Genomic DNA, 26162 nt, shown 5'->3' on the forward strand with positions numbered 1-26162 from the left:
TTACAATATTATTCCAAAAAACGTGCCGTTTCCTCAAAAAACAACTGCGGATTTTCTGCATGAAGCCAATGTCCTACATTTGGAATTGTTGCTAATTCAAAGTTAGGAAAATGTTTTTTTATTTCAGGTAAATCTGTATCAAGAATATACCTTGAATTACCACCACGAATGAAAAGTGTTGGTTTTTCAAATTGAGCTTCTTCTGGCAAAGCCGTTCCAATAACTTCAATTTTATCATTAAAAACTTTCAAATTAAAACGAAAATATAATTGTCCTGGGGCTGCCCAATATAAATTTTTCATTAGAAATTGACGTGTCCCAAAATCTGGAATAAAAGGATATAAAGTTTCTTCTACTGAAGCTCTGTCTGGCTTTGAAGTAAAATCTACTGCATTCAATCCTGCTAATATGTCTTGATGATGTGGTGCATAATATTTTGGACCAATATCGGCTACAATTAATTTTTCTACCATTTCCGGATAATTGGTTGCAAAAATCATAGCTACTTTTCCTCCCATGGAATGTCCTATTAAGGAAACTTGATTCAAATTATGATTTTGACAATATTCCAAAACATCTTGAGCCATAATATCATAATTAAAATCTTCTGAGTGAAAGCTTTTTCCATGATTTCTCAAATCTAAAATATGAACTTGAAATCCTTTGGCAGCATATAAAGCTCCAAAAGATTTCCAATTGTCAGACATTCCTAAAAATCCGTGAATTATCAGCAATGGTTTTCCTTCTCCTTCTATTCTTGAATGCAACATTTTACTTCAATTTTTGCAAATACATATTAACAACATTATCCAATCCTAAATATAATGCTTCAGAAATTAGAGCATGACCTATAGAAACCTCTAATAATCCTGGAATATTTTCCTTGAAAAATTTGATATTATCCAAACTTAAATCGTGACCAGCATTGATACCTAATTCTAATTCATTTGCTAAAACTGATGCTTTAGTGTAAGGTTCAATTCCTTTAAAATTTCCTAAACCATATTGATGTGCAAATTCTTCTGTGTAAAGCTCTATTCTTTCTGTTCCAGTTTGTTTAGCACCTTCTACCATTTCTAATATTGGATCAACAAAAATTGATGTTCTGATTCCATTCCTTTGAAACTCTTGAATTACTTCTTTCAAATACGATTGATTTTTTACAGTATCCCAACCAGCAGAAGAGGTAATAGCTCCAATTGCATCTGGAACCAAAGTCACTTGTGTTGGTTTACATTCTAAAACTAAATCAATAAAATTGTGTTGTGGATTACCTTCAATGTTGAATTCTGTATAAACAATTGGTTTTAAATCGCGAGCATCTTGGTAACGAATATGGCGTTCATCAGGACGTGGATGAATAGTAATTCCTTGCGCTCCAAACTTTTGAATATCTTTGGCTACTTGCAACAAATCAGGAACATTTCCACCACGTGCATTACGTAAGGTTGCTATTTTATTAATATTTACACTTAATTTTGTCATAACTTTTTTTTTGAAAATTTCATTTTTGAAATTCTGATTACAAAAATACAAAGTTAAAATAAGGATTTATATCCTAAAATTTGATTATTTTGCAACAAATATTGATTAATTGCTATGACCGAAATTACAGATTATATAACTAATGATTACAAAGCCATTGATAGTCAGCAAACTATTGCTGATGTTCAAGACTTTTTTTTAGATGTTCCTTATTCTCACTTTTCTGTTTTAAATGAAGGTATTTATATTGGAAGCATTGCTGCTGATGATGTAGAGACTTTTGACATTGATAAAAAAGTAGCTGACTACAAATATACTTTAGAAGGATTCTTCGCCAGAAAAAATATGATATGGCTAGATGTTTTGGAAGTTTTTGCTAAAAACCATACCAATATTGTACCTGTTTTGGATGAAGAAAATTCTTATCTAGGATATTATGAATTAGAAGATATTGTCAAGTTTTTTCATGAAACTCCATTTCTTAAAGAACAAGGCGGCATCATTGTAGTAAAAAAGAGTCTTATAGATTATTCCATGAGTCAAATTGCCCAAATTGTAGAGAGCAATAATGGTAAACTTTTAGGGTTATTTGTTTCTGAAGCAGATGTTGAAAGTGTTCAAATAACAATAAAAATTGCTCTTGGAAGCATGAATGATATTATTCAAACCTTCAGAAGGTACAATTACGAAATAGTTTCTGAACATCATGAAGATAATTATTTGAACAGTTTGAGAGAGCGTTCCGATTATTTGGATAAATATTTAAACATCTAGAAAATGAAAGTTGCAATCTTCGGACAATATTATCAAAACGATACTCGACCAATTATTCGAGACATTTTTTTGTTTTTCAACAACAATAATGTTGAATTGGTTATAGAAGAAAAATTTCTCAAAATATTATATGATGAAGAAATTCTGAAAAAAGAGTATAAAACATTTAATGACTTCAAATGTTTAAATTCAAGTTTTGATTTACTTATAAGTATAGGTGGAGATGGTACTATATTGAGAGCAGCTACCTATATAAGAGATTCAGGAATTCCCATTCTTGGTATTAATGCAGGAAGATTAGGTTTTTTAGCGAAAGTTCAAAAAGAAAACATTGAGACATTTTTGCAAGTTGTATTAAAAAAAGAATACACTCTTTCTGAAAGAACGCTACTTAGCTTGGAATGCAATCCTGAAAACGAACAAATCAATGAACTGAATTTTGCCATGAATGAAGTAACAGTAAGCAGAAAAGACACTACTTCGATGATTACAATTGACACTTCATTAAATGGTGAGCATTTAAATTCCTATTGGGCAGACGGATTAATTATTTCAACTCCGACAGGTTCAACAGGTTATTCTTTAAGTTGTGGTGGACCAGTTTTAACTCCAGAAGTCAAAGGATTAGTAATTACTCCTATTGCGCCTCATAATTTGAATGCACGTCCATTGGTAATTCCTGATGATACCGAAATTAAATTGAAAGTTTCAGGTAGAGAGGAACAATATTTAGTTTCATTAGATTCTAGAATTGCAACTCTTAATAACAATGCAGAATTAATTATTAGAAAGACTCCTTTCAAAATTAATATGGTAGAAATCCCAAACGAAACTTTCCTAAAAACATTAAGAAATAAACTTCTTTGGGGTGAAGATAAACGAAATTAATACTCTTTTTAAAATACTACTTCCTACTTTTTTCCGTTAAATAGCAGTTCATTTTAAATGAATTTTATTTTAAACTTTAACTGTGTCAATTTTAATTTATTATAAATACTAATATCATGTTTTATTAGTGGCTATAATTGTTATATTTGCACGCTATTTTTCAATTAATGAAAAGGATATTTTTATTTATTTTTATATTAGGATTAACAAAATTAAACGCTCAGATTCACGAAGTTGGAGTTTTTCTTGGTGGTAGCAATTATATTGGTGAAGTTGGAAAAGCAAATTATGTGAATCCAAATGAGTTGGCTTATGGCCTGATTTACAAGTGGAATAAAAGTCCTAGACACTCATGGAGAATATCTTACACACAATCTAAAATAACAGCAAATGATTTAGATTCAGAGGTGCCAGGAAGATATAAAAGAGGGTATGATTTTGAAAATAGCATTAAAGAATTATCTTTAGGTTTGGAGTTTAATTTTTTCGATTTTAATCTTCATAATTTTGATAAAATAGTAACACCATATGTCTATTCAGGATTGAGTTACACTAATTATGATGAATTATATGTAATTAATGGGGTTTCAAAAATTGACATCAATCATGGTACATTTGCAATACCTATGATAGTTGGTGTAAAATCTAACATAATGCCTAATTTAATTTTGGGAGTTGAAGTTGGAGCAAGATATACAATGACAGATAATTTAGATGGTAGTTTGCCAAAAAACGAAAATTTGGAACCATTAAAATTTGGAAATATAAATAGTAAAGATTGGTATGTTTTTTCTGGTTTTACATTAACCTATACCTTTGGTGAAAAACCATGCTATTGTGCAGATTAAAAAAATATGAGTTTATTAGAATCAATAAATAAAGAGAATTTACCTAAACACCTTGCTATCATTATGGATGGCAATGGTCGTTGGGCAAAACAAAAAGGTTTGTTGAGAACTTTAGGTCATGAAAGCGGAACAAAATCTGTTAAAGTTACCGTTGAAACGTGTGCAAAAATGGGCATAGAAAACTTAACCTTGTATGCCTTTTCTACAGAAAACTGGAACCGACCAAAACTTGAAGTAGACACTTTAATGAAGTTACTAGTTGGTTCGTTAAGAAAAGAATTAAAAACACTTCAAGAAAACAACATACGCCTTAATTCCATTGGAAATCTTTCCAAAATGCCGAAGTCAATTCTAAAAGAATTAAATGAGGTAATAGAAAAAACAAAAAATAATACTCGAATGACTTTAACCTTAGCATTAAGTTATGGTTCGCGAGAAGAATTATTAAATGTTGTTAAAAACATTAGTAATAAAGTTAAAAATAATATAATTTCAATAGACGCTATTGATGAATCAATTATAAATGAGCATCTTTACACGCACAATCTACCTGATGTAGATTTATTAATCAGAACGAGTGGCGAACATAGAATCAGTAATTTTCTGCTTTGGCAAATAGCTTACGCAGAATTGTTTTTTACTGATGTTTTGTGGCCCGATTTTACAGAAGAACATTTATATGAAGCCATCATTAGCTATCAAAAAAGAGAACGAAGATTTGGAAAAACAAGTGAACAAATTAAACAATCCTAAAGTGTCAATCAATCATATTAAAACTTTACTAACACTTTTATTCTTAGGAGTTGTTTTTCAATCAAATGCACAAGATAGATTGCCGTTTGACCAAGGAAAAAAATACATTCTTGGAAATGTAAATGTATTAGGTAAAATCAGCTACAATCAGCAAACAGTTGTTACTTTTTCTGGATTAGAAAAAGGTCAAAATATTTCAGTTCCTGGAGAAGAAATTAGTGCAGCAATAAAAAAGCTTGGCAAATTAGGTTTATTTAGCGACATCGATTTTTATATTAATGAAATTAAAGGAGATAGTATCTTTCTAGATTTAGAAATCGTAGAATTACCTAAATTAAGTGAAGCTAAATTTGTTGGTATCAAAAAAAATAAAGTTGAAGAATTAATTAAAGAAAACTCACTTACAAAAGGTAAAATTGTAAATGAAAATTTAATTACAACTACAAAAAATTACCTAGAAAATAAATACAAAAAAGACGGGTTTTTTAATACTAAAGTAAATATTAGAACCATAGCAGATACTACTTCAAATACTGTCAATATGGTTGTAAATATTGATAAAGGTGAAAAAATAAAAATCAAACAAATAGCATTTCAAGGCAATAAAGAGTTTTCTAGTAAAAAACTAAAAAAGTCTATGAAAAACACTAAAGTTGTTAATCCTGTCAGAGTATTTAAAGCTTCAAAATTTATTAAAACAAAGTATGAAGAGGATTTGGTAAAAATTGTTGACAACTACAAAGAGAAAGGGTTTCGTGATGCTAGGGTTGTTAGTGATTCCGTTTGGTTAGATAAGAAAAAAAATAAACTTGCAATAAATATTAAGGTAGAGGAAGGAAGAAAATACTACTTTGGAAATATTAAATTCTTAGGTAACTCAGTATATTCAGATCAACTTTTAAGCACAATTCTTGGAATCAAAAAAGGAGATACTTACAATGGTGTTCTTCTTGAAAAAAGAGTTGCAGATAAAACGAAACCAGACGGAGAAGATTTAACTAACCTTTATCAAAATAACGGTTATTTGTTTTCTAACATTAATCCTGTAGAAGTAAAAACAGCTAATGACTCTATTGATTTTGAAATTAGAGTAACTGAAGGACCAATTGCTTACTTCAATAAAATTACTGTTGTTGGTAACGATAAAACAAATGATAAAGTAATCTATCGTGAGTTAAGAACAAAACCAGGTGAAAAGTATAGTAAAGACGACTTAGTTAGAACTATTAGAGAAATTGGACAATTAGGATTCTTTGATCCTGAAGCAATCGATCCAAAATTCAAAAATGTAGATCCAACTGCTGGAACTGTTGATATTGAATATAATTTAGTTGAAAAAGGATCAAGCCAAATTGAACTTCAAGGAGGTTATGGAGGTGGTGGTTTCATTGGAACACTTGGTTTATCATTTAACAACTTCTCTGTAAAAAATATGTTCAAAAAAGATGCCTACAAACCTCTTCCAATGGGTGATGGACAAAAAGTCTCTTTACGTTTACAAGCAAGTACTTTCTTTCAAACCTATAGTTTATCATTTTCAGAACCATGGTTTGGTGGAAAAAAACCAGTAAGTTTTTCTACATCTTTATCTCAAAGTAAACAATTTTTATATACTGGTTCTTCAGCGAGTGTAGATAAAAGTAAAAGTTTCAACATTACATCATTATCTGTAGGTATTGCCAAAAGATTAACTGTTCCAGATGATTATTTCACACTTTCAAATGCTGTAAGTTTTCAATATTATGATTTAAATAACTACAACACAGGTTTGTTTACATTTGGTAATGGTTCTTCAAGAAACCTTGCTTTCAATATTGGATTAAGCAGAAATAGTAAAGGTAACAACCCAATATATCCAACAAAAGGATCAGAGTTTAGTCTTTCAACGAAATTTACGTTACCTTATTCTCTTTTCAACAATATAGATTATGCTAATTTAGGAGACCAGGCAGAATACAAAAAAAGATATTCGGCATCATCAATTCAAGATTTAAATTTTGGTGCTGATGGAGTTTTAATTAACGATGGAGATTATATTAAAGAAGCTACAGTTGTAAATCCATTAACTGGACTAACTACAACAGGTATAGTTAAAGTTAATGATTTTAGCGAAGCAGATGCAGACCAATCTAAAATTGACCAAAAAAGATTTAATTGGTTAGAATATTATAAAGTAAAATTTAAAGCTGATTGGTTTACTAAATTATATGGTAATGATCAAAACGCACTTGTTTTGAGAACCTTAGGAGAATTTGGTTATCTTGGAGCATACAATTCTGCTAGAGGAGTTGTTCCTTTTGAAAGATTCTTTGTTGGTGGAGATGGTTTAGCCAACTTTGCTTTAGATGGTCGTGAAGTAGTACAATTAAGAGGTTATCCAAATCAATCATTATCTTCTGTAAATGGTGGTTCAATCTATAACAAATTCTCATTAGAATTAAGATATCCTATTACTTTAAAAGCACAAGCTTCAATTTATGCCTTATCTTTTTTAGAAGCAGGAACATCGTTTGACAATTTTAAAGACTATAATCCGTTCTCATTACAACGATCTGCCGGATTTGGAATTAGAGTTTTCATGCCAGCGTTCGGATTATTAGGAATTGACTTTGCACACGGCTTTGATGCAGTTCCAGGTTTAACAGAAAAAAGTGGATGGCAAACACATTTTATTATTGGTCAACAATTTTAGTATATTTGCTTAACATTTCTAAAACTTAAGTTTATGAAGAAATACATTTTACTAGCATTATTTGTAACATTAGCCGTAACAAACAATGTAAATGCGCAAACAAGAGGGATCAAAGTTGGCTACATCGATATGGAGTACATCTTAGAAAAAGTTCCTGATTATGCTGAAGCAAAAAACCAATTGGAACAAAAAGCAGAAAAATGGAAGCAAGAAATTGAAACCAAAAAAAATGATATTGCAAAGTTAAAAGAAGCTTTAAAAACCGAAAAAGTTCTCCTTACTAAAGAACTTATTGCAGAAAGAGAAGAAGAAATTGCTTTTCAAGAAAATGAATTATTAGAATATACTCAGAAAAAATTTGGTCCAAATGGCGAACTAATTGTTCAAAAAGCCGTTTTAGTAAAGCCTATTCAAGATCAAGTATTCAACGTTGTTCAAGATATTGCTGAAGCAAAAAAATACGATTATATTTTCGACAAATCATCTGATTTAACAATGCTTTTTGCTGCAAAAAAACACGATATTAGTGATCGTGTTGTAAGTGCTCTAACTCGTTCCGAGAAAAGAAAGGAAATGACTGCCAAACAATTGAAGCTTGAAGAAGAGAGAGAACGCAAGCAAGATATGATTGACGATAATCCAGCACTTTCTGATAGACAAAAACAAGTTGAAGAAAGAAAAGCAGCTCGTCTAAAAATGATTGAAGACAAGAAACTTCTTGCTGAAGAAAAGAAAGCTGAAGCTGAAGCAAATAGAAAACAATTGCTTGAAGAGAAGAATAACAAAAAAAGTGGCACAGTTTCTGATAAGCCTAATACAGATAATAAAGATGCAGACACAAAAACAGATGCAGTAGCTGATAAAAAGGCAGAAGTTGAAGCTCAAAAGAAAAAATCTTTAGAAGAAAGACAAAAGCTAATTGATGATAGAAAAAAAGCAGCCGAAGAAAAAAGACTCAAAATATTAGCCGATAGAGAAGCTGCAAAAAAAGCAAAAGAAGACGCAAAAAATAATAAACCTTAAAATAAATAAAAACAATAATTAATACGAAGAATGATGAAACAATTTAGAACTTTTTTAATAGCAGCAGTAGCTTTATTTGGCTTTCAAACAATGAGTGCTCAAACTAAAGTAGCACATGTTGATACTAATGATATCATGACTAAAATGCCTGCTGTACTTGATGCTCAAAATCAATTGAAAAAATTGAGTGATACTTACACTGCTGAGTACAAAACTATGGTAGATGAGTATCAAGCTAAAATTAAAAAATATGATGCTGAAGCTGCAACTGTAACTGATGCTGTAAACCAAACACGTCAATCAGAAATGCAAGACATGGGAAGAAGAATTGGCGAATATCAAGAAACTGCTCAAAAAGATTTACAAAAGAAAGAAGCAGACCTAATGAAACCTATCACTGAAAAAGTAAAAGCTTCTATCCAAAAAGTTGGAAAAGCTAAAGGTTTTAATTACGTACTAAACGCTGGTGATTTATTATTGGCTGATGGAACAGACATTACCGCTGATGTAAAAAAAGATTTAGGATTTTAATCCAATTTAAAAATCTAAAATATTTAAAAACTGCTCAAATAAATTGAGCAGTTTTTTTTTACATTTGCTTTATGACAAACAACAATCCTATTGGACTATTTGATTCGGGAATTGGTGGAACTTCAATCTGGAAAGAAATTCATCAATTACTTCCTAATGAAAATACCATTTATTTAGCGGATAGCAAAAATGCTCCCTATGGTCAAAAATCCAAAGATGAAATTATTCATTTAAGTAGTAAAAATACAGAGTTTCTTCTTAATCAAAATTGTAAAATTATAGTTGTAGCTTGCAATACAGCTACAACCAATGCAATAAAAGAATTACGTGTAAAATACGACATCCCATTTATAGGAATTGAACCAGCTATAAAACCAGCAGCATTACATTCTAAAACACAAAAAATAGGAATTCTTGCAACTAAAGGAACCTTAAATAGTGAGTTATTTTACAAACATGTAGAGCAATTTCAAGACATACAAATAATAGAACAAATTGGATTTGGTCTTGTTGAACTAATAGAAAATGGTGAAATAAATTCTAAAGAGATGAAGGATTTATTGAAAAAATATCTAAATCCTATGATGGAATGTAACATAGATTATTTGGTGCTTGGGTGTAGCCACTACCCTTACTTAATCCCTCAAATAAAAAAAATTCTACCATCAAATATCAAAATAATAGATTCTGGAGAAGCAGTTGCCAAGCAAACCAAAAAAATCTTATATGAAAAAGTAGGCTTTAGAGAAATAAATGAGAAAAGTGAGCAACTTTTTTATACCAATACCAACCCAAAAGTACTTATTGAAATTCTTGGAAATAAGTTTAAGGTTTTAGAAAAAGACTTCTAAATCCCTTTGCTTTCATATTCTTAGCAAAAGTTAAGCTCAAATAGAGTATCTTTGCAAAAAATATAAGCATGAATAATTCTAATAATAAAAAACGAACTGGACCTAGTAAACCAAGTGGTGATAGAAAAAAATCTACTACGACTTCTAAACCTGCTATGGACAAACGTTCTCAAAATAGAAAACCCGTAGTTAAAAAAGATTCTCCAAATGTTCCAAAACCAATAAAATCAGATGATATTCGTTTGAACAAATACATCTCAAATTCTGGTGCTTGCTCTAGAAGAGATGCTGATATTTATATTCAATCTGGGAATGTAAAAGTAAATGGAATTGTCATTACAGAAATGGGACATAAAGTTAAGCCTGGTGATGTTGTAAATTTTGACGGCGCAACTTTAATGCCTGAAAAGAAAGAATATTTTGTTTTAAACAAACCCAAAAACTTCACGACTTCAAATGATGAAGATGGCGATCATAGAAATGTTTTGGAACTTATAAAAGGAGCAACAACATCTAAGATGCAACCTATTGGTAGAATGGATAAAAACACCACTGGATTATTAGTTTTTACAAATGATACCGATATTATTAGAAAATTTAGTTTACCAAATCAAAAATCTCCAAAAATCTATCAAGTTACCTTAGATAAAAATTTAAAATTTGAAGATTTAGAAAAAATTTCAAAAGGTGTAACATTAGATGGTCATAAACTATTTGTAGATGAAATAAGTTATATCGAAAATGAGCCAAAGAATGAAATTGGAATCAAGTTAAGAACTCCAAATGTAAAAGTTGTTAGAGCTATATTTGAAAACTACAACTATACTACAATAAAAATTGATCGTGTTGCCTTTGCTGGCTTAACCAAAAAAAATCTGCCAAGAGGAAATTGGAGAGCGCTGACAGAACAAGAAATAATTAATTTAAAAAATATCTAACCAGGCAAAAGCTTGGTTTTTTTATCCCTATGACAACTCAAAAAAATTTATCTATAGCTCATGCTTGGTTTGAAGCATTTAACACGCATAATTTAGAAAAATTACTTTCACTATATGATAATGAAGCGGAACACTTTAGTCCGAAATTAAAAATTAGACATCCTGAAACAAATGGACTAGTTAAAGGGCAAGACGCACTAAGAACATGGTGGCAAGATGCTTTTGAACGGTTACCAAGTTTGCAATATAAAGTAACTTCCCTAACAGCAAATTCTGACAGAGTATTTATGGAATATATAAGAAATGTAGATAACGAAGAAGCAATGCTAGTTGCAGAAGTATTAGAAATAAAAGAAGGCCTAATAGTTGCTTCACGAGTATATCATGGCTAAAATTATGCAAAACAGCTAATTGTAGCAATATTTCTATAAAACAAAATACTATCGTATTTATAAATTTTGTAATTTTATTACTTTAACCAAATAAATAAATTATGGCAGTATTAAAAGTAATCGAAGTACTTGCAAGCTCAGAAAAAAGCTGGGAAGATGCAACACAAAAAGCGGTTGAACAAGCAGCAAAATCTTTAAAACATATTCGATCCGTTTATGTTCAAGAGCATAGTGCAGCTGTAAAAGATGGAAAAGTAACAGAATATAGAGTAAATTTGAAACTTACTTTTGAAATTGAATAAACAATATTAATTTTAACCAATACAAAAAACAAAAACTATGGGATTAGGAGGATTTTTTAAAAATTTATTTGGTTCAGCCAAAGAAAAAGTAAGTGAAGTTGCTGATAAAGCTGAAGATTTTGCTGAAGAAGCAATTGAAAAAGTAAAAGAAACAGCTGCACCTTTAGTAGAAAAAGCTGAAGAATATGCAGAAATTGCAAAAGAAAAAGTAGCAGAATATGTTCCTGCTGCTAGTGAAGCAATTGAGAATGCTGTTGATACTGTAAAAGAAAAAGCAGGCGAACTTGCAGATAAAGCAGAAGAAATGGCCGGAAATGCCGTTGATACTGTAAAAGAAAAAGTTAACTCTTTAACTGGTGATGCTGACGAAGCTGCACCAGCGACTCCGTCGGAAGAAGCAAATAGAGTTGAAGAAGATGCTGATTAATTTTGGAAAAAAGCTATCTTTGTAAAAATTTAAATCACACTTTTTAGTGTGATTTTTTATTATGGAAAAGACACTACACATTAACAGTTTAGAAGAATACACAAAGCAATTTTTTGATGTATTAATTAGTTATTCGCCAAAGTTAATTTCAGCATTCATCATTCTTTTTGTTGGAATTTATGTAATTCGATTTATAAATCGATTGGTTAAGAAATTAATGGTTCAACGTGAGTTAGACCCAACGCTTTCAAAGTTTTTGGCGGATATTTTAAATTGGGTTTTACGAATTTTGTTATTCGTGACTTTTATATCAAAACTTGGAATAGAAACTTCGTCATTTGTAGCAATTTTAGGAGCTGCTGGTTTGGCTGTTGGTCTTTCCCTTCAAGGTTCTTTATCAAATTTTGCAGGTGGAATGTTGATTATTCTTTTTAAACCATTTAGAGTTGGAGACACTATTGAAGCACAAGGAGTAATTGGGACAGTAACAGAAATTCAAATATTTGTAACCAAACTTACTTCAGCCAACAATCAAACCATTTTTATACCGAATGGAATATTATCCAATGGAATTATTACAAACTTTTCTGTTGCAGGAATGAGAAGAGTTGATTTGGTATTTTCACTTTCTTATGAAACAAACATTAAAGAAGCTAAAGAAGTTGTCTTAGAAGTAATGAGAAGCCATTCAAAAGTTTTGAAAAATCCAGAACCTATAGTCGTTGTAAAAGATTTATCAGATAGTGCAATCCACTTAGCAATTCGTCCGTGGTCTAAAAACGAAGATTTTGGAGAAGTATCCTCAGATATATTAGAAAATTGCAAAGCTGCTTTTGATAAAAAAGGTATAATAATACAACCTTTTGTAAGAGAAAATTCTAAATAGATTTTGTTTGCAACATAAAATCTTTCAAGTAATAAGGTTCGAAATAAGCCACATCTTCAAAAGAATTATTTATAAACTTTTTATACGAAATAGAACTCATTTCCTTAGCTGAAGGATAAAAAATTGTGTCAACAAAATTAAAATTAGATTTTGATAATATTGTTTTTGCTTTTTCATTACTATCACCCACGAAATAAACAGCATCCTCAATATCTGAAAAACTAGAATCCGTAAGAATTTCAGCTTGAACTTCCCTTATCATTTCTTTTTTTGCATTAAAAATAGCGCTATAAACTTCCATTCTTCGTGCATCAATCATCGGAATAATAATTCCTTTTTCTATTTGCAATTGATTTGCTAAAATTGTCAAAGTATCAACTGAAATCAATGGTATTTCTAGTGCATAACATAATCCTTTTGCAGCAGAAACGCCAATTCGTAATCCTGTATACGAACCAGGTCCTTGACTTACTGCAACAGCACTTAAATCAGAAAATATTATTCCTGCTGACTTTATAATCTCTTCAATAAACAGATGTAATTTTTCTGCATGAGAAAATCCTTGTTCAGCCATTTCTCTACATAAGATAGTTTCACCATTTTTGGCTAAAGCCACAGAACAATTTTTGGTAGCCGTTTCAATATTAAGAATATAACCCATTTAAAAGATAATCTTTTTAAGTTCTATTTTTTTGCCTCTTCTTTCTTAGCAGTGATTTTAACTTTATCTCCAGAATTTAGATTTTTGGAAACTGTTACATAAGGCCCAACAATTACTTCATCACCTTTTTGAAGACCAGAGATGATTTCAATGTTAGTATCATCTTGGATTCCTGTTTTTACTACTTTTATTTTAGCTTTATCACCTACTTTTACAAAAACACATTCCAGTTTTTTATCCGACTTAGCTTTAACCTTGTTCTCCTCTTCTCCATCTTCAACTTCAAATTTCTTAGTTGCCGTTGTATCCGATTTTATAACTACAGAACTAATTGGCACACCAATAACTTTTTCTTTTCTTGTAGTAATGATATCAACAGTAGCTGTCATTCCTGGTCTAAAAGGAGAATAAGTATCTGGTTTTCCTTCAATTAAATCTAAATATGATTCTTTTAAAATTCTAACTTTTACTTTGAAGTTTGTTACTTGATCAGCTGTTGTAGTTGAGCTAGCAGAGTTAGAAATACTTGTAACAATTCCTTTAAACTCTTTTTTCAAATAAGCATCAACTTGAATATTTGTTTCGTCTCCTATGTTGATTTTAACGATGTCATTTTCGTTGACATCAACTTCAACTTCCATGTTGTTTAAATTGGCAACTCTTAAAATTTCAGTTCCTGTCATTTGTTGGGTTCCTAAAACTCTTTCACCCAATTCTACATTCAACATAGAAATTGTTCCATCTGCTGGAGAGTAAATTGTAGTTCTTCCTAAGTTGTCCTTTGCTTCTTTTACAGTTGCGTTAGCACTTTGAACATTATAATAAGCCGATTGTTTGCTAGCTTTTGCCACTTCAAATGAAGCAATAGCTTTATCCCAATCTGAACGTGATATAATTCCTTTTTCATACAACGATCTGTTTCTATCATAGTTGGCTTGAGCTTCTTTAAAAGAGGCATCAGCTTGACTTAATCCAGCTTTAGTACCAGAATAATTTGATACAGAACGATTCAATCCAGAAGTGTACAAATCAGGATTAATTTTCACTAATAAATCACCTTTCTTAACCACTTGACCTTCTTTTACAGGCAAAGCAATAATTTCTCCAGAAACTTCAGAAGATATTTTTACTTCAATTTCTGGCTGAATTTTTCCAGTTGCTGATACTGTTTCTATGATAGTTATTTCGTCAACTTTGGCAGTTTCAACTTCTGTAGAATTATCTCTATCTCCAAAAACACCAGCTTTTGATAAAGCTATTAATAAAACTACTAATCCTAAAATAACTCCAGTTATTATGTAAATTTTCTTTTTTGACATGATCTTATTTATTTTTTATATAGGTATTATTTCTTGCATGAATACTTAAAGTTATGAATCCAAAAATTATTGGCATCGAGAGCGAATCCGTTTTTCTGAAATACATAAATATTAATCCAATAATAGCACCAATGGAAAACGCTTTAATACATTCTAATAGCACTTTTTTATTCATTTTATTTATTTTCAATAATTGGAATTCCAAAATAAAACTCTACAACTTTAACTTTAAAAATGTAATCGTATTTAGTTCTTATTACTTCTGATTGTGCATTAGCATATAATAATTGTGCCTGATTGTAATCAAAACTATTCATCATACCTACCGCATATTTTTCTTTAGCATAATTAAAAGCTTCTTTACGAGCTTCTAAAGTTGTGGTTGCTGACTCGTAAGCATTAAGTGCTCCTTTAGCATCAGTAATTGCTGTGTAAACATTTCGTTCTAAATCTAATGTAGCTTGTTTTTCAACTGTCTTAGAACGCTCAAAAGCAATTTTTGAACGCTCAACATTATTCTTGATTGACAAACCATTCAGTACCGGAATATTTAATTGCATTCCAAAATTATGCCCTTTATTGTTACTAAATTGATCAAAGAAGGGAAGTGCACCTGCTGTATATGGGAAACCCGAGCTATCAAATAATATTCTATCTGCATAACTAACTCTTGAACTAAAACTATAAAATCCAGATAAACTTGGTTGAAAAGCTCCTTTAGCAATCTTAACGTCTTTTTCGGCTATTTCTAGATTTGTTTTGGCTATTTTTAACTCCACACGTTCTTGTTTTGCTTTTGCAATGATATCTTCAGGTGTTTCTAACATCGTAGCGCTAGGTTTTACTTCATAATCAGCATCAGCAATATCAAAATCTTTAAAATCATCCAATTGTAGCAATTGAGCCAAACTCAATTTTGATAAAAACAATGTGTTTTCTGCTGTAACAACTCTTTGTTTATCTGCAGCTACAGTTGCCTTTACATCTAACAAGTCACCTCTTGGGACTACACCAGATGCCACCAATTCTTCACTTCTTTTTTGCTGTTTTTCATCGTTGGCTAATTGTTCTTTTTGAACTTTAAGATTCTCTTTATTGAAAAGAATTTGAAGAAAAGCATTTGCAACATTTAGAGAAATATCATCTTTCATTTTAGTCAGTTGATACTGAGCAGACAAAATTGAAAGATTAGCTCTACGAAGTCTATTTTGATTTTGCAATCCATTATAGATATCAATACTTGAATTTAAACCTGCGGAGGTAAATTGTGTCGTTTGATTTTGTAGTAAACCTGTTGTGATATTTTGATTTAAACCAATATTCCAAGAGTGTGAAGTATTGGCATTAATTGTTGGTAAAAAATTTCCAATAGCATCTTTCTTAGAAATTGCAGTTGTTTGTGCGTCTAAATCGGTTTGTTTAATGCTAATATTATTTTTTAAAGCATAATCGACACATTCTTGTATGGTCCATTTTTTTGATTGAGCTTGGGATGAAAATCCTAAAACTAATGTAAAAAGGAAAATTATTTTAAAAACTACGTTTTTCATGTTTATTTTAATCAACAGTTAAAATACAATAATGCAAATTTAAGCGTTTTATCATCAAAACAATTAAATTAACATTTTCTTATCTGACGTCAAATTACTTTTTTTGTTACATTCACACCCAAATTAATTTTGATTTAAAAATGAAAAACACTTTTCTTGCATTAATTTCGCTTATTCTACTTTCCATTTTGTTTAGTTGTTCGTCAACAAACAAGATTGCTACCATAAAACCCGAGCCCTCTCAAAACACTCCAATGGCATACAAAACAACAACTTCATTCGTAAGTATGCCCATGGAAGTTTCATTAAAAGAAATCGAAAATCAATTAAACAAAGCCTTAACTGGATTGATTTATGAGGATAATAATCTTGAGGATGACAAAACGGAAATGAAAATTTGGAAAACAGGCACCATAAAATTAATTGAAAAAGACGGAAAAATAAAATCTGTTTTGCCTTTAAAAATTTGGTCAAAAATAAAATACGGTACGGAGTTCATGGGGTTAAATGACACGCGAGAAATTGACTTAAATGGAACCATAACTTTACTCAGTACAGCCAAATTATCAAATTGGAAAATGAATACTAGCTCAGTTATTGAAGATTTTGAATGGAGTGAAAGTCCAACGATATTAGTTGCTGGGAAAAAAGTTCCAATAACTTATATAATCAGTCCTACATTATCTATTTTTAAATCGAAAGTAGCCAAAAAAATTGATGATGCCATTGAAAAATCTTGTGATTTCAAACCTTATGTTTTGAATGTTTTAGAAACTTTGGGAACACCATTTAAGACTAGTGAACAATATGAAACCTGGTTTAAAATGAATCCAATTGAAGTTTATGTTACTGATGCACAATTGCAAAAAAGTAAAATAAAAATGAACTTAGGATTGAAATGTACTATGCAAACTATGGTTGGACAAGAACCAAAAAATGTTTTTGATAAAGAATCCGTGACTTTTAAACCAGTTGCTACTGTTCCAGATAAAACCACTGCTACTGTTGCGGCAATTTCTACCTATGAAAGTGCTTCACGAATAATAACTAAGAATTTTCAAGGAAAAGAATTTGCTTCTGGAAGTAGAAAAATAACGGTACAAAAAGTTGATTTATGGTCGAAAGATGGTAAAATGATTATTGCTCTTGACATGACTGGAAGCATCAATGGATCAATTTATCTTTCTGGAATTCCAAATTATAATTCGGTTACAAAAGAAATTTATTTTGAACAAATGGATTATGTATTGAACACCAAAGGTCTTTTGACGAAAACAGCTAATTGGTTGTTGCAAGGCGTAATTTTGAGAAAAATTCAAGAAAATTGTCGTTATTCTATAAAAGAAAATTTAGATGAAGGCAAAAAAAGTTTATTGCCTTACTTGAGTAATTACTCACCAATGAAAGGTGTATTTGTAAACGGAACTTTGAACGATTTTGAATTTGAAAAAGTAGAATTAACCAACGAAGCTATAATTGCATTTATAACTACATCAGGCAAACTGAACATTAAAATTGATGGAATGGAATAAGTAAATTATTGCGTTTTCTTTTTGGTATACATTCTATAAACTACTACTCCTACGATACCAACCAACACATACGGAATAACCATCAGGTAAACAATTCCGTCATTTACTGCTTCAGATTTCATAGTATTTCCTTCACTTTCTAATGATGCTCTACACATAGCACATTGTGCTTTTAAAGGAAGAGAATAGAATATAGAGTATAGAGTACAGAAGATTATGAAAAGTCTATAGTTTCTTTTCTTTTCTCTTTTTTCTATATCGTTTTTACACATAATATGGAGAAATCATTAGATAAACAACAACGCCAGTAACTGCGACATATAACCATAATGGAAATGTAATTCTAGCCAATTTTTTATGTCTATCAAATTGTTTAGATAATGCTCTAACGTAAGTAAACAAAACTAAAGGAATTATAATTACTGAAAGTGCAATATGAGTTAGTAAAATAAAAAAGTAAACATACCTGATTATACCTTCACCACCAAATTTAGTAGACTCTGATGTCATGTGGTATGCAACATACATAACTAAAAAGATTACTGAACATGCAATTGCAGAAGTCATTAATTTTTCATGTAATGAACGATTACCATTTTTTATAGCTCTTACTGCTAAAATTAATAAAATAGCCGTAATACCATTAATAGATGCATAAATTGGTGGTAAGAATGAAAGTGGCTCCACATTGATTCCAAAATCTTTCAATTTAACCGAAAAAAGTATTGCTACTACTATTGGAATTAGTATTGAAACAATAATAATTGGTGTTCTAAATTTTTTTTCTATTGTATTATCCATGATTATTCTTCTAATAATAATTTAATATCTTCTTTTATTGCTTTTACTCCTTCGGCTTCTAGCCCATCATAATATAGAATTGGATTTCCTTGCTTATCCTTTCTACATCTTATTTTTCCTTCTTTATCTACAAGTGCAAAAAGTCCGGAATGTTCAAAACCACCATTTACTTTTTTATTTTCAGCTGCGTATAAATTGAATCCTTTATTGGCCAAACTTAAAATATATTGCTTATTTCCTGTTAGAAAATGCCAATTTGGAGTTGTTATCCCAAGTTGATTTGCATGTTCTTTAAGAACTTCAACAGTGTCATTTTCAGGATTTATAGTAATTGAAGCTACTCCAAAGTTACTCTCTTTTGAAAACTCTTTTTGAATATCCTTCATGTTTTTGTTCATAATTGGACAAATTGAAGGACATGTTGAAAAGAAAAACTCAATTACATATACTTTACCTAAATAACTTTTATCAGATATTTTTGTCCTGTTTTGATCTGTTAATTCAAAATTAGGAACTGGCCCTATCTTTATTAAACCATCCTCTTTTATAATTTCATTTGAGAGACTCATTCTGTCGTTTTTTACAACTGAGCCTTCTTTAATGCGATCAATTATTTTTGGTATAAAGATAATCCCAAATACTAAAATAATAAATGAAATTCCGATATAAGATTTATTTTTCATGCCTATTATATTTTTCTTGAAGCGTTGTGATTTCTTTTTAAAGCTAATCTATATTCTGCCAAAATGATCTTTACATCATCTATCATTTGATTGTATAGTTCTGAAACTAAAACAGTATTGTATCCTTCTTTATATTCTGGCTTGCCCTTTTTATCTTGTCCTTTTCTACCTCTAAGATTTCTCTTTTTATCTACAATGTAAACATTTGGTGTTCCTAGCTTTTCATCCAATTTACCAACTAATTGTAGTTTGTCATAGAATGTTTTTATTTGCTGTGGTGAACCAAAAACAAAATTCCATCCAGCTTGAGTTCCTAATTTACTTATATCGTCTTTTAATGCTTTAACTTGCTCTTGAGTTCCATCTGGAAAAATCATTACCATTTGAAAATCTTTAAAATCTTTATTCCTAGTATAAATCTTTTCGTATAAATTAAAAAAACTTCCTTTTCGTTTCTCGACATCAGTACCAATAAAGCCTAATATTGTAATTTTATTGGTAAGAGCAACAGGTTTATCATCTAAAGTTTTCCAAGTATTTATATCTGGAATATTCTTAGTAATAGTAGGAAGATTAACAAAACTATTAACGCCTGATGCAAAAAAGAGATAAGTAACTAGTGGAAGAACGAACAATACAAACAGAACAATTTTCTTTTTCATTTTTTTCAAAATTTGAATACACAAAAATAAAAAAAAGGTACGCAACGCGTACCTTTTTATTGAATTAATATAATGTTAAAAATTCCACTTAATGGTAGCATTTTTAAATACCTCAAAAACATAGTTTCCTTCTGTAAGTAAAATGAAAACTAAATATATAATTAAGAAAATTACAGTCCAGACTACAGCTCTTCTTAATGCAGGAGTTTCGCCTTCCATGTGCATGAAAGCCCAAACAATGTAATATGCTTTAAATACTGTTAAAATAATGAATATCCAATTTAAAAGGTTCATCCCTAAAATATTGGTCAAATGAAGTGATTCTGGCTTAATAATACCCAAAACAACCTCTACTATTGTTACTGCAGAAAGAAGGAAAAATACATTCCAAATTCTTTTTGTATTAGAAACGTGCTCGTGTGACATAATATATAATTTCTAAAAATTAAACTAAATAGAAGAATGTAAATACAAAAACCCAAACTAAATCGACAAAGTGCCAGTAAAGTCCAACTTTTTCAACCATTTCGTACGTTCTTCTTTTCTCATAAGTTCCCAATAGAACATTAATAAAAATAATGATATTGATAATTACTCCTGAAAATACGTGAAAACCGTGGAAACCAGTAATGAAAAAGAAGAAATCAGCAAATAACTTGCTTCCATATTCATTGTGTTGTAAATTAGCTCCTTCAACTACCAATGTAGCATTAGCTAATCTTTTTTCAGATTCTGCTCTTGAAAGAATAAATTTATGTTTTTCTTTGTTTAATGATTTATCTTCATTTAAACCTTGAACAGTTTTAAGAGTTTCCTCACTATTAATAACTTCAGTTCTTACTAATAAATCTGGATGAGCTTTGAATCCCTCTAAAACTTCATTTACAGAATAAGTAGACAAAGTTCCTTCTTCCATAAACCATTTTCCTTTACCTCTTGTAAGCTGTTCTCTTTCTTCAGGTAATACAACCGCGAAATCAGCTAAAGCAACACGCTTTCCTTTACTATCGACAAACTGCAGAATACTTCCGCCTTTTGTTTCAACAGCACCATACTCACCATGAATGAAATTTTTCCATTCCCAAGCTTGTGAACCAACGAAGATTAAACCTCCAATGATTGTTAAAAACATGTAAAAAGCTACTTTTCCTTGTTTCATTTGGTGACCCGCATCAACAGCAAGTACCATAGTCACAGAAGAAAAGATAAGAATAAAAGTCATCAATGCCACATAATACATTGGAGCAGAAACCCCATGCATAAATGGAAAGTGTGTAAACACTTCATCGGCTAAAGGCCAAGTTTCAATGAATTTAAATCTAGAAAAACCGTAAGCAGCTAAAAAACCAGAAAAGGTTAATGCATCAGAAACGATGAAAAACCACATCATTAATTTTCCGTAACTTGCTCCTAATGGCTCATTATTTCCGCCATCCCATGATTTCCCTACAGTATTTGCAGTAGTAACTGTCGATCCCATAAAAAGTTGTTGTTAAAAAGTTCCCAAATTTACATTTTTTTCTTATTTAAAGAAATATAAAAACAAAAATAAATAAATCCACAAGAAATCAAGAAAGTGCCAATACATTGCACCTAGCTCAATACCAAGAAATTGGGACGAATTGTACTTTTGTTTAAAATGATTATAAATTATAATTAATAATGAAATTATGCCTCCTGCTAAGTGTGCCATGTGCACATAAACCAAAACATATAAAAATGAAATGGTAATAGAACCTGTTCCACCAACTGGATATAAATGATTATGAAATAACTGAGCAAAACCTTCAAATTGAAAATAAATAAAGCCAAATCCCAATGCAAGTGTTGCTAATAAAAATAATGTCGTTGCGCTTCTGTCATCTTTCTTTATTGATTTTTTTGCTAAGTGAATGGTTACACTACAAAGAAGTATAATTGCAGTACTTACAAAAAAAGCTGTTGGCATTTGAAAATCTTTCAACCAATCAGGTCTTGATTTACTTACAACCATTGCACTGGTTAAACCAGCAAACATCATCACCATACTTATCATCGCAAAAATCAACAAGAGCTTATATGACCTTGCTGTGCGTTCCTTATGTTCTTCAGTTGTCATCATAACTATCTTAAAAATTTATCTGTTATATATATTATTTGCAATAAAGTAATGTAAGAAACACTTACTAACATTAATACTCTAGCTGCTTTTGGTGTTCTTTGTTTGTATAGTTTGAAAGCATAGATAAGCATCCATAAACCTAATAGAAAAACCAAAACTGCTGCAATTGGGCTAATAAAAAATTGCCCAGTAAACCCCAAACAAGGTAATAGTGATGCTACAATTAGCCAAAATGTATACAAAATAATTTGTGTCGCTGTTTTAGTTTCTCTTTGTCCAGTAGGCAACATAAAAAAACCCGCTTTTTCATAATCTTCATATAAAAACCAACCTATTGCCCAAAAATGAGGAAACTGCCAAAAAAACTGAATCATAAATAGCGTTCCTGCTTCTATTCCGAAATTTCCTGTCGCAGCAACCCATCCTAACATGAAAGGAATTGCTCCTGGAATTGCTCCTACAAAAACCGATAGTGGCGTAACCGTTTTTAATGGCGTGTAAGCACTTGTATATAAAAATATTGAAATCGCTCCGAACATTGCTGTTTTCGGATTGATTAAATAGAGTAAGATTAATCCAATAATCGTTAACAAACTTGCTACAAACAGAGCAACATTTGGCGACATTCTTCCTGCAGGAACTGGACGATTCTTAGTTCTATCCATTAATGCATCCAAATCTTTTTCAATCACTTGATTAAAAGCATTTGATGCTCCAACCATGCAATATCCACCAATAATTAACATTATCAAAGTTGTCCAACTAAACGGATGACTTTCGTCAAATCCTAATAAATAGCCGGCAATTGAAGAAAATAAAACACTTATTGCTAAACCAGCTTTGGTGATTTCTTTAAAATCTCTAAAGATTGCTTTGAATGAAAGTGTATTAGTTGTAGAATTCAATGGTATTGAAAAATTGATTTTTTAATGGTGCAAAAGTAGTTTATCAAAAAGGATTTGACAAAAAACAAACCATAAAATTATTTAAAATTCTAATAATCGAAATACCAATTAAAGATATCGCATCTCAAACCAAGAGAAAACCAAGTAGTACTTTGTTTTTTCAAAGCATCTGTTTCCACTGTTGGGCTAAAATTTCTGTAAATAATACTTCCAAAAGCTTTCAAATTTGTAGCTGGGTTTATCAAATAACCAGCTTGTAAATCGGCAATTACAATATTAGTTTTATTTCCTTGACCTACTATAACTCCATTATCAAAAGCTCTATTATCGTTATAACTTAGGTAAATATTTCCACCGTAATTCTTAGTAGTGTCAAAATCAAATCCTCTTACACCCATTGTTAATTTTGCATCAGCAAAATATCTTCCTTTGTGGTAACGTGCAATTGCGATTAATTCTTTCGCATTTCCTCCCCATTGATGACCAAGACTTTGGTTGCTGTTTCCATAATTTGTTAACGCATCGCTATGAGAATAAACGTAAGGTCTGATATGATTGTACTCCAGTTGTAACATCAAATTTTCTATATTAAACGCATTGAAATATTTTGCTCCAATTTGGTAAGCAAATTTATTTTTCCAACTTTTATTAGCATCCTTTACTTCATTGAATGAGAATTCATCAATTAGAAATTGTCCGTAGAAATTAATTTGATTGTTCCATTTATATTTTGTTGTTAAACCTAATAAGGCATTACCACTCTTGGATGAGGAAGCAAACTCAACAGCACGATAAAAGATAATTGGATTCACAAAACTCATGTCAAATCCTCTATCGTTTTGTTTAGACCAAACTACCGATTCGAAAAAACCTAAATTGAATCTTTTAGTAACATTCCAACTTAAATAATGGTTTGCAACAAACTTTGTCGCATAAGTTCCATCAACTGTGGCGTCATTTCTAACATCTTTCATCCACATATAATTGTTGGTATATTTAATTTTCCAGAATGTAGTGTTTATTTTAAAATAAGGAACAGGACTTACACCATCTGTTAAAAACAGCGAACGATATCCATCACTTAAAAAATTTCTTCCGTAACCCAATTGTAAATCAATAAACTTATTTGGTGCAAAAGTCAAATTTGCCTCGGCCATAGGAAAATCGAAAGCATCTGATTTAAATTCTTTTGCAATTCCAATTCCTGGAATTATTGCCGGATTTCCTCCTGATGGTTTTATCGAAACAGCATAATTATTAAAATAATCAGCAAAACGACCTTGACTTTCAAAAATGGTTGTTGTAAAGTTTAATTGACTTCCTAAACCACCTCGCACTTTAATTCCACGAGTATTAACGTAAGTATAATCGACAACACTTGGATCACTTTTACCCATTTGTAAATCGAAAATAGGATTTAATGTAAACCAATAATCATCTCCTTGAATGGCAACTGTATTTTCATTCCAAAGTTTTTTTCCCCACCATGAAGTTTTGTTCTTCATTAGCTTTTGATTTTCTGCTTCTAAATTGTAATATTTAGAAACTTCAGAATAAGTATAAGGTTTGGATGCCGTATGATTATTACTACCTACTTGATTCATCGCTGGATCAAATTGGGCATAAAAACTATGCGACAATGGAATGCTTAAATGACTTTGAAACTGAGGATTATTGAATTTTTTATAGACAATACTATCAAATTCTGTTAATTCTTTATTTTTATCTTTTGGCGAGTAAATAGTCGTTGGCTTGCTAGCCTCAATCTCTTTCTCCTTTTCTACTTGAATTTCAGCAGCACTTTGAAGTGGAATTGCTATTTTGATTGTATACTTTGCATAAGTTGGCTTTCCGTTATACGTTGGCGGAATCACTTTTGGTATAGCTGCAAAAACTCGTTTACTTTCTTTTACTAAATCCTCATCTATGGCATCAACATATTGCACTTTGAAAGTTCCTTTGTCATCAACCTCAAACAAGACTATGATACTTCCTTTGTAGTTGTTGTCTTTTAACTTAGTTGGTACTTGAAAATTATTGTAAACAAAATTTTGCACTTCAGTATTGAAACAATTTTCAAGTTCTTTTGCTTGTAATTTCTCACAGTTTGGAAAAATTGGCATTTGTTCACTTCCTTTTTGAGCAGTAACCAATAATGCATTTAATAGTAAAAAAGCTATCGTTATTTTATTAAACATCCTATTTGAATATAATTTAGTAATCGCTGTTTGTTGTTTGTCCGTTGGCAATGGCTTTGGCAGATGATGTCCCTATTCTCTTAACTCCAAGATTAATCATTTCTACTGCTTCATCATAGGTTCTAACGCCACCTGCAGCTTTTATAGAGAGAGGCGAACCATTTTCTAACATCATTATTATAGTTGGTACCGTTGCGCCATTTGGCAAACCATTTTCTGTTTTGTAAAAACCTGTTGATGATTTTACATAAACCAAATGATAACATTCTTCTTTAAAATTAGACATCACAACCTTCTTAATCAAAGAAGAAATTTGGATAATTTGGTCGTTACTTAATGCTGCCACTTCAATAATCCATTTTACTGTTTTGTGATGATCTAGTCCAAGTTTGGTTCCTTCGAGAACTTCTTTTTTTACAAGATCGATCTCACCTCTTTTGAATGCTTCATAATTGCATACAAAATCTAAATCATCTACACCATCTTCAATAGCTTTTTTAGCTTCGGTAAGTTTATCTTCCAATGAATAAGTTCCTTCATGAAAACCAATTACAGTACCTATCGTAACCATTGAATTAGCCTTACTAATCATTTTTCTAGCCATCGCAACCATATCAGGACGAATCATGATAAGTTTAAAACCTTCATCTATAGCTTCTTGAATAAATCCTTGAACTACTTTGGTGTTTTCTTCAACAGAAAGTCCAGCTTGCTCGGGTGTTTTTAGATAAGTAGAATCTAAATAGTGCTTGATGTTCATTTTCTTAATTATTACAAACGATAAAGGTACAAAAAATCTGTATCCAATTTATTGCTTCCAAAAATAGAAAATAATGAAGTAATGATGCTTAGTATTCTAAATAACGTGAGTTCGATATAAAAGTGTAAAAATATTTGGGTAAAAAAGCAAAAGTTAGTATATTTAAAGTGTTGAATTTTAATATTTTAACTAAACTTTTG

At 30.6% G+C, this 26162-nt stretch carries 29 protein-coding genes; 14 read left to right on the plus strand and 15 right to left on the minus strand.

Annotation, left to right across the window (positions count from 1 at the left end; translation table 11 throughout):
• Positions 1 to 8: 8 nt before the first annotated feature.
• On the minus strand, positions 9 to 770 hold the full coding sequence (locus ABD771_RS07835) for an alpha/beta fold hydrolase (RefSeq protein WP_345093115.1): 762 nt from the start codon (positions 768 to 770) through the stop codon (positions 9 to 11).
• A 1-nt stretch (position 771) separates the two neighbouring features.
• Positions 772 to 1485 carry a pyridoxine 5'-phosphate synthase gene (locus ABD771_RS07840; protein ID WP_345093118.1) on the minus strand — a complete coding sequence of 238 codons (714 nt, stop codon included), beginning with the start codon at positions 1483 to 1485 and terminating at the stop codon, positions 772 to 774.
• 114 nt (positions 1486 to 1599) lie between these two features.
• Between ABD771_RS07840 and ABD771_RS07845 the strand changes: the two genes are divergently transcribed.
• From ABD771_RS07845 to ABD771_RS07905, 13 genes are all read left to right on the plus strand, one after another.
• Positions 1600 to 2259, plus strand: coding sequence for a CBS domain-containing protein (locus ABD771_RS07845; RefSeq protein ID WP_345093121.1), 660 nt, complete (start codon positions 1600 to 1602; stop codon positions 2257 to 2259).
• Positions 2260 to 2262: 3 nt separating this feature from the next.
• Positions 2263 to 3147: an NAD kinase gene (locus tag ABD771_RS07850; RefSeq protein WP_345093124.1), complete on the plus strand. Its 885-nt coding sequence runs from the start codon at positions 2263 to 2265 to the stop codon at positions 3145 to 3147.
• 167 nt (positions 3148 to 3314) lie between these two features.
• Positions 3315 to 3995: a type IX secretion system protein PorG gene (gene porG, locus ABD771_RS07855; RefSeq protein ID WP_345093127.1), complete on the plus strand. Its 681-nt coding sequence runs from the start codon at positions 3315 to 3317 to the stop codon at positions 3993 to 3995.
• A 6-nt stretch (positions 3996 to 4001) separates the two neighbouring features.
• Positions 4002 to 4748 (plus strand): undecaprenyl pyrophosphate synthase, encoded by a 747-nt coding sequence (gene uppS, locus ABD771_RS07860; protein WP_345093131.1) that lies wholly within the window; start codon positions 4002 to 4004, stop codon positions 4746 to 4748.
• The gene (locus ABD771_RS07865; RefSeq protein WP_345093134.1) at positions 4675 to 7440 is read left to right on the plus strand and encodes a BamA/OMP85 family outer membrane protein; all 2766 of its coding nucleotides are present in this window, start codon (positions 4675 to 4677) and stop codon (positions 7438 to 7440) included. Before uppS ends, ABD771_RS07865 begins: the two co-directional genes overlap by 74 nt.
• A gap of 33 nt (positions 7441 to 7473) precedes the next feature.
• Positions 7474 to 8463 carry an OmpH/Skp family outer membrane protein gene (locus tag ABD771_RS07870; RefSeq protein WP_345093137.1) on the plus strand — a complete coding sequence of 330 codons (990 nt, stop codon included), beginning with the start codon at positions 7474 to 7476 and terminating at the stop codon, positions 8461 to 8463.
• A gap of 33 nt (positions 8464 to 8496) precedes the next feature.
• Entirely contained in the window at positions 8497 to 8994 is a 498-nt protein-coding gene (locus ABD771_RS07875) for an OmpH/Skp family outer membrane protein (RefSeq protein ID WP_345093207.1), read from the plus strand.
• 71 nt (positions 8995 to 9065) lie between these two features.
• Positions 9066 to 9845 carry a glutamate racemase gene (murI, locus tag ABD771_RS07880; RefSeq protein ID WP_345093140.1) on the plus strand — a complete coding sequence of 260 codons (780 nt, stop codon included), beginning with the start codon at positions 9066 to 9068 and terminating at the stop codon, positions 9843 to 9845.
• A gap of 68 nt (positions 9846 to 9913) precedes the next feature.
• Positions 9914 to 10783 carry a pseudouridine synthase gene (locus ABD771_RS07885; RefSeq protein ID WP_345093143.1) on the plus strand — a complete coding sequence of 290 codons (870 nt, stop codon included), beginning with the start codon at positions 9914 to 9916 and terminating at the stop codon, positions 10781 to 10783.
• 29 nt (positions 10784 to 10812) lie between these two features.
• Positions 10813 to 11175 carry a nuclear transport factor 2 family protein gene (locus ABD771_RS07890; protein WP_345093146.1) on the plus strand — a complete coding sequence of 121 codons (363 nt, stop codon included), beginning with the start codon at positions 10813 to 10815 and terminating at the stop codon, positions 11173 to 11175.
• Positions 11176 to 11276: 101 nt separating this feature from the next.
• Positions 11277 to 11477: a dodecin family protein gene (locus tag ABD771_RS07895; RefSeq protein ID WP_298305198.1), complete on the plus strand. Its 201-nt coding sequence runs from the start codon at positions 11277 to 11279 to the stop codon at positions 11475 to 11477.
• A gap of 37 nt (positions 11478 to 11514) precedes the next feature.
• On the plus strand, positions 11515 to 11904 hold the full coding sequence (locus ABD771_RS07900) for a YtxH domain-containing protein (RefSeq protein WP_345093149.1): 390 nt from the start codon (positions 11515 to 11517) through the stop codon (positions 11902 to 11904).
• A gap of 61 nt (positions 11905 to 11965) precedes the next feature.
• Complete coding sequence (locus ABD771_RS07905) at positions 11966 to 12790, plus strand: mechanosensitive ion channel family protein (protein WP_345093152.1); 825 nt, start codon at positions 11966 to 11968, stop codon at positions 12788 to 12790.
• Here the strand turns inward: ABD771_RS07905 and tsaB are convergent.
• The 3 genes from tsaB to ABD771_RS07920 all read right to left on the minus strand — a co-directional run bounded on the left by tsaB (position 12783) and on the right by ABD771_RS07920 (position 16320).
• Positions 12783 to 13451, minus strand: a complete 669-nt coding sequence (tsaB, locus tag ABD771_RS07910; protein WP_345093158.1) for a tRNA (adenosine(37)-N6)-threonylcarbamoyltransferase complex dimerization subunit type 1 TsaB — start codon at positions 13449 to 13451, stop codon at positions 12783 to 12785. The two genes, ABD771_RS07905 and tsaB, sit on opposite strands and share 8 nt — an antisense overlap.
• A gap of 23 nt (positions 13452 to 13474) precedes the next feature.
• On the minus strand, positions 13475 to 14770 hold the full coding sequence (locus ABD771_RS07915; protein WP_345093160.1) for an efflux RND transporter periplasmic adaptor subunit: 1296 nt from the start codon (positions 14768 to 14770) through the stop codon (positions 13475 to 13477).
• 176 nt (positions 14771 to 14946) lie between these two features.
• Positions 14947 to 16320, minus strand: coding sequence for a TolC family protein (locus ABD771_RS07920; protein WP_345093163.1), 1374 nt, complete (start codon positions 16318 to 16320; stop codon positions 14947 to 14949).
• Positions 16321 to 16460: 140 nt separating this feature from the next.
• Here ABD771_RS07920 and ABD771_RS07925 point away from each other — a divergent pair, with 140 nt between their 5' ends.
• Positions 16461 to 17852 carry a DUF4403 family protein gene (locus tag ABD771_RS07925; RefSeq protein ID WP_345093166.1) on the plus strand — a complete coding sequence of 464 codons (1392 nt, stop codon included), beginning with the start codon at positions 16461 to 16463 and terminating at the stop codon, positions 17850 to 17852.
• A gap of 5 nt (positions 17853 to 17857) precedes the next feature.
• Here ABD771_RS07925 and ABD771_RS07930 read toward each other — a convergent pair whose 3' ends face one another.
• From ABD771_RS07930 to deoC, 10 genes are all read right to left on the minus strand, one after another.
• A complete protein-coding gene (locus ABD771_RS07930) occupies positions 17858 to 18010 on the minus strand; it encodes a hypothetical protein (RefSeq protein WP_345093169.1) in 153 nt (50 codons plus the stop codon).
• A gap of 106 nt (positions 18011 to 18116) precedes the next feature.
• Positions 18117 to 18653 carry a DUF420 domain-containing protein gene (locus tag ABD771_RS07935; RefSeq protein WP_345093172.1) on the minus strand — a complete coding sequence of 179 codons (537 nt, stop codon included), beginning with the start codon at positions 18651 to 18653 and terminating at the stop codon, positions 18117 to 18119.
• Between the two features lie 2 nt (positions 18654 to 18655).
• Positions 18656 to 19336 carry an SCO family protein gene (locus tag ABD771_RS07940; protein WP_345093175.1) on the minus strand — a complete coding sequence of 227 codons (681 nt, stop codon included), beginning with the start codon at positions 19334 to 19336 and terminating at the stop codon, positions 18656 to 18658.
• Between the two features lie 5 nt (positions 19337 to 19341).
• A complete protein-coding gene (locus tag ABD771_RS07945) occupies positions 19342 to 19998 on the minus strand; it encodes a hypothetical protein (protein ID WP_345093178.1) in 657 nt (218 codons plus the stop codon).
• A 75-nt stretch (positions 19999 to 20073) separates the two neighbouring features.
• Positions 20074 to 20424 carry a cytochrome C oxidase subunit IV family protein gene (locus tag ABD771_RS07950; protein ID WP_345093181.1) on the minus strand — a complete coding sequence of 117 codons (351 nt, stop codon included), beginning with the start codon at positions 20422 to 20424 and terminating at the stop codon, positions 20074 to 20076.
• A 19-nt stretch (positions 20425 to 20443) separates the two neighbouring features.
• Positions 20444 to 21478 (minus strand): cytochrome c oxidase subunit 3, encoded by a 1035-nt coding sequence (locus ABD771_RS07955; protein WP_345093185.1) that lies wholly within the window; start codon positions 21476 to 21478, stop codon positions 20444 to 20446.
• A gap of 42 nt (positions 21479 to 21520) precedes the next feature.
• A complete protein-coding gene (locus ABD771_RS07960; protein ID WP_345093189.1) occupies positions 21521 to 22099 on the minus strand; it encodes a cytochrome c oxidase subunit 3 in 579 nt (192 codons plus the stop codon).
• A gap of 2 nt (positions 22100 to 22101) precedes the next feature.
• Entirely contained in the window at positions 22102 to 23004 is a 903-nt protein-coding gene (cyoE, locus tag ABD771_RS07965) for a heme o synthase (RefSeq protein WP_345093194.1), read from the minus strand.
• Between the two features lie 89 nt (positions 23005 to 23093).
• Complete coding sequence (locus ABD771_RS07970; protein WP_345093197.1) at positions 23094 to 25202, minus strand: gliding motility protein RemB; 2109 nt, start codon at positions 25200 to 25202, stop codon at positions 23094 to 23096.
• Positions 25203 to 25218: 16 nt separating this feature from the next.
• Positions 25219 to 25962 (minus strand): deoxyribose-phosphate aldolase, encoded by a 744-nt coding sequence (gene deoC, locus ABD771_RS07975; RefSeq protein WP_345093200.1) that lies wholly within the window; start codon positions 25960 to 25962, stop codon positions 25219 to 25221.
• Between the last annotated feature and the right edge of the window lie 200 nt (positions 25963 to 26162).

This window comes from Flavobacterium chungnamense, from assembly GCF_039539165.1.
GTDB classification, from domain to species: Bacteria; Bacteroidota; Bacteroidia; order Flavobacteriales; family Flavobacteriaceae; genus Flavobacterium; species Flavobacterium chungnamense.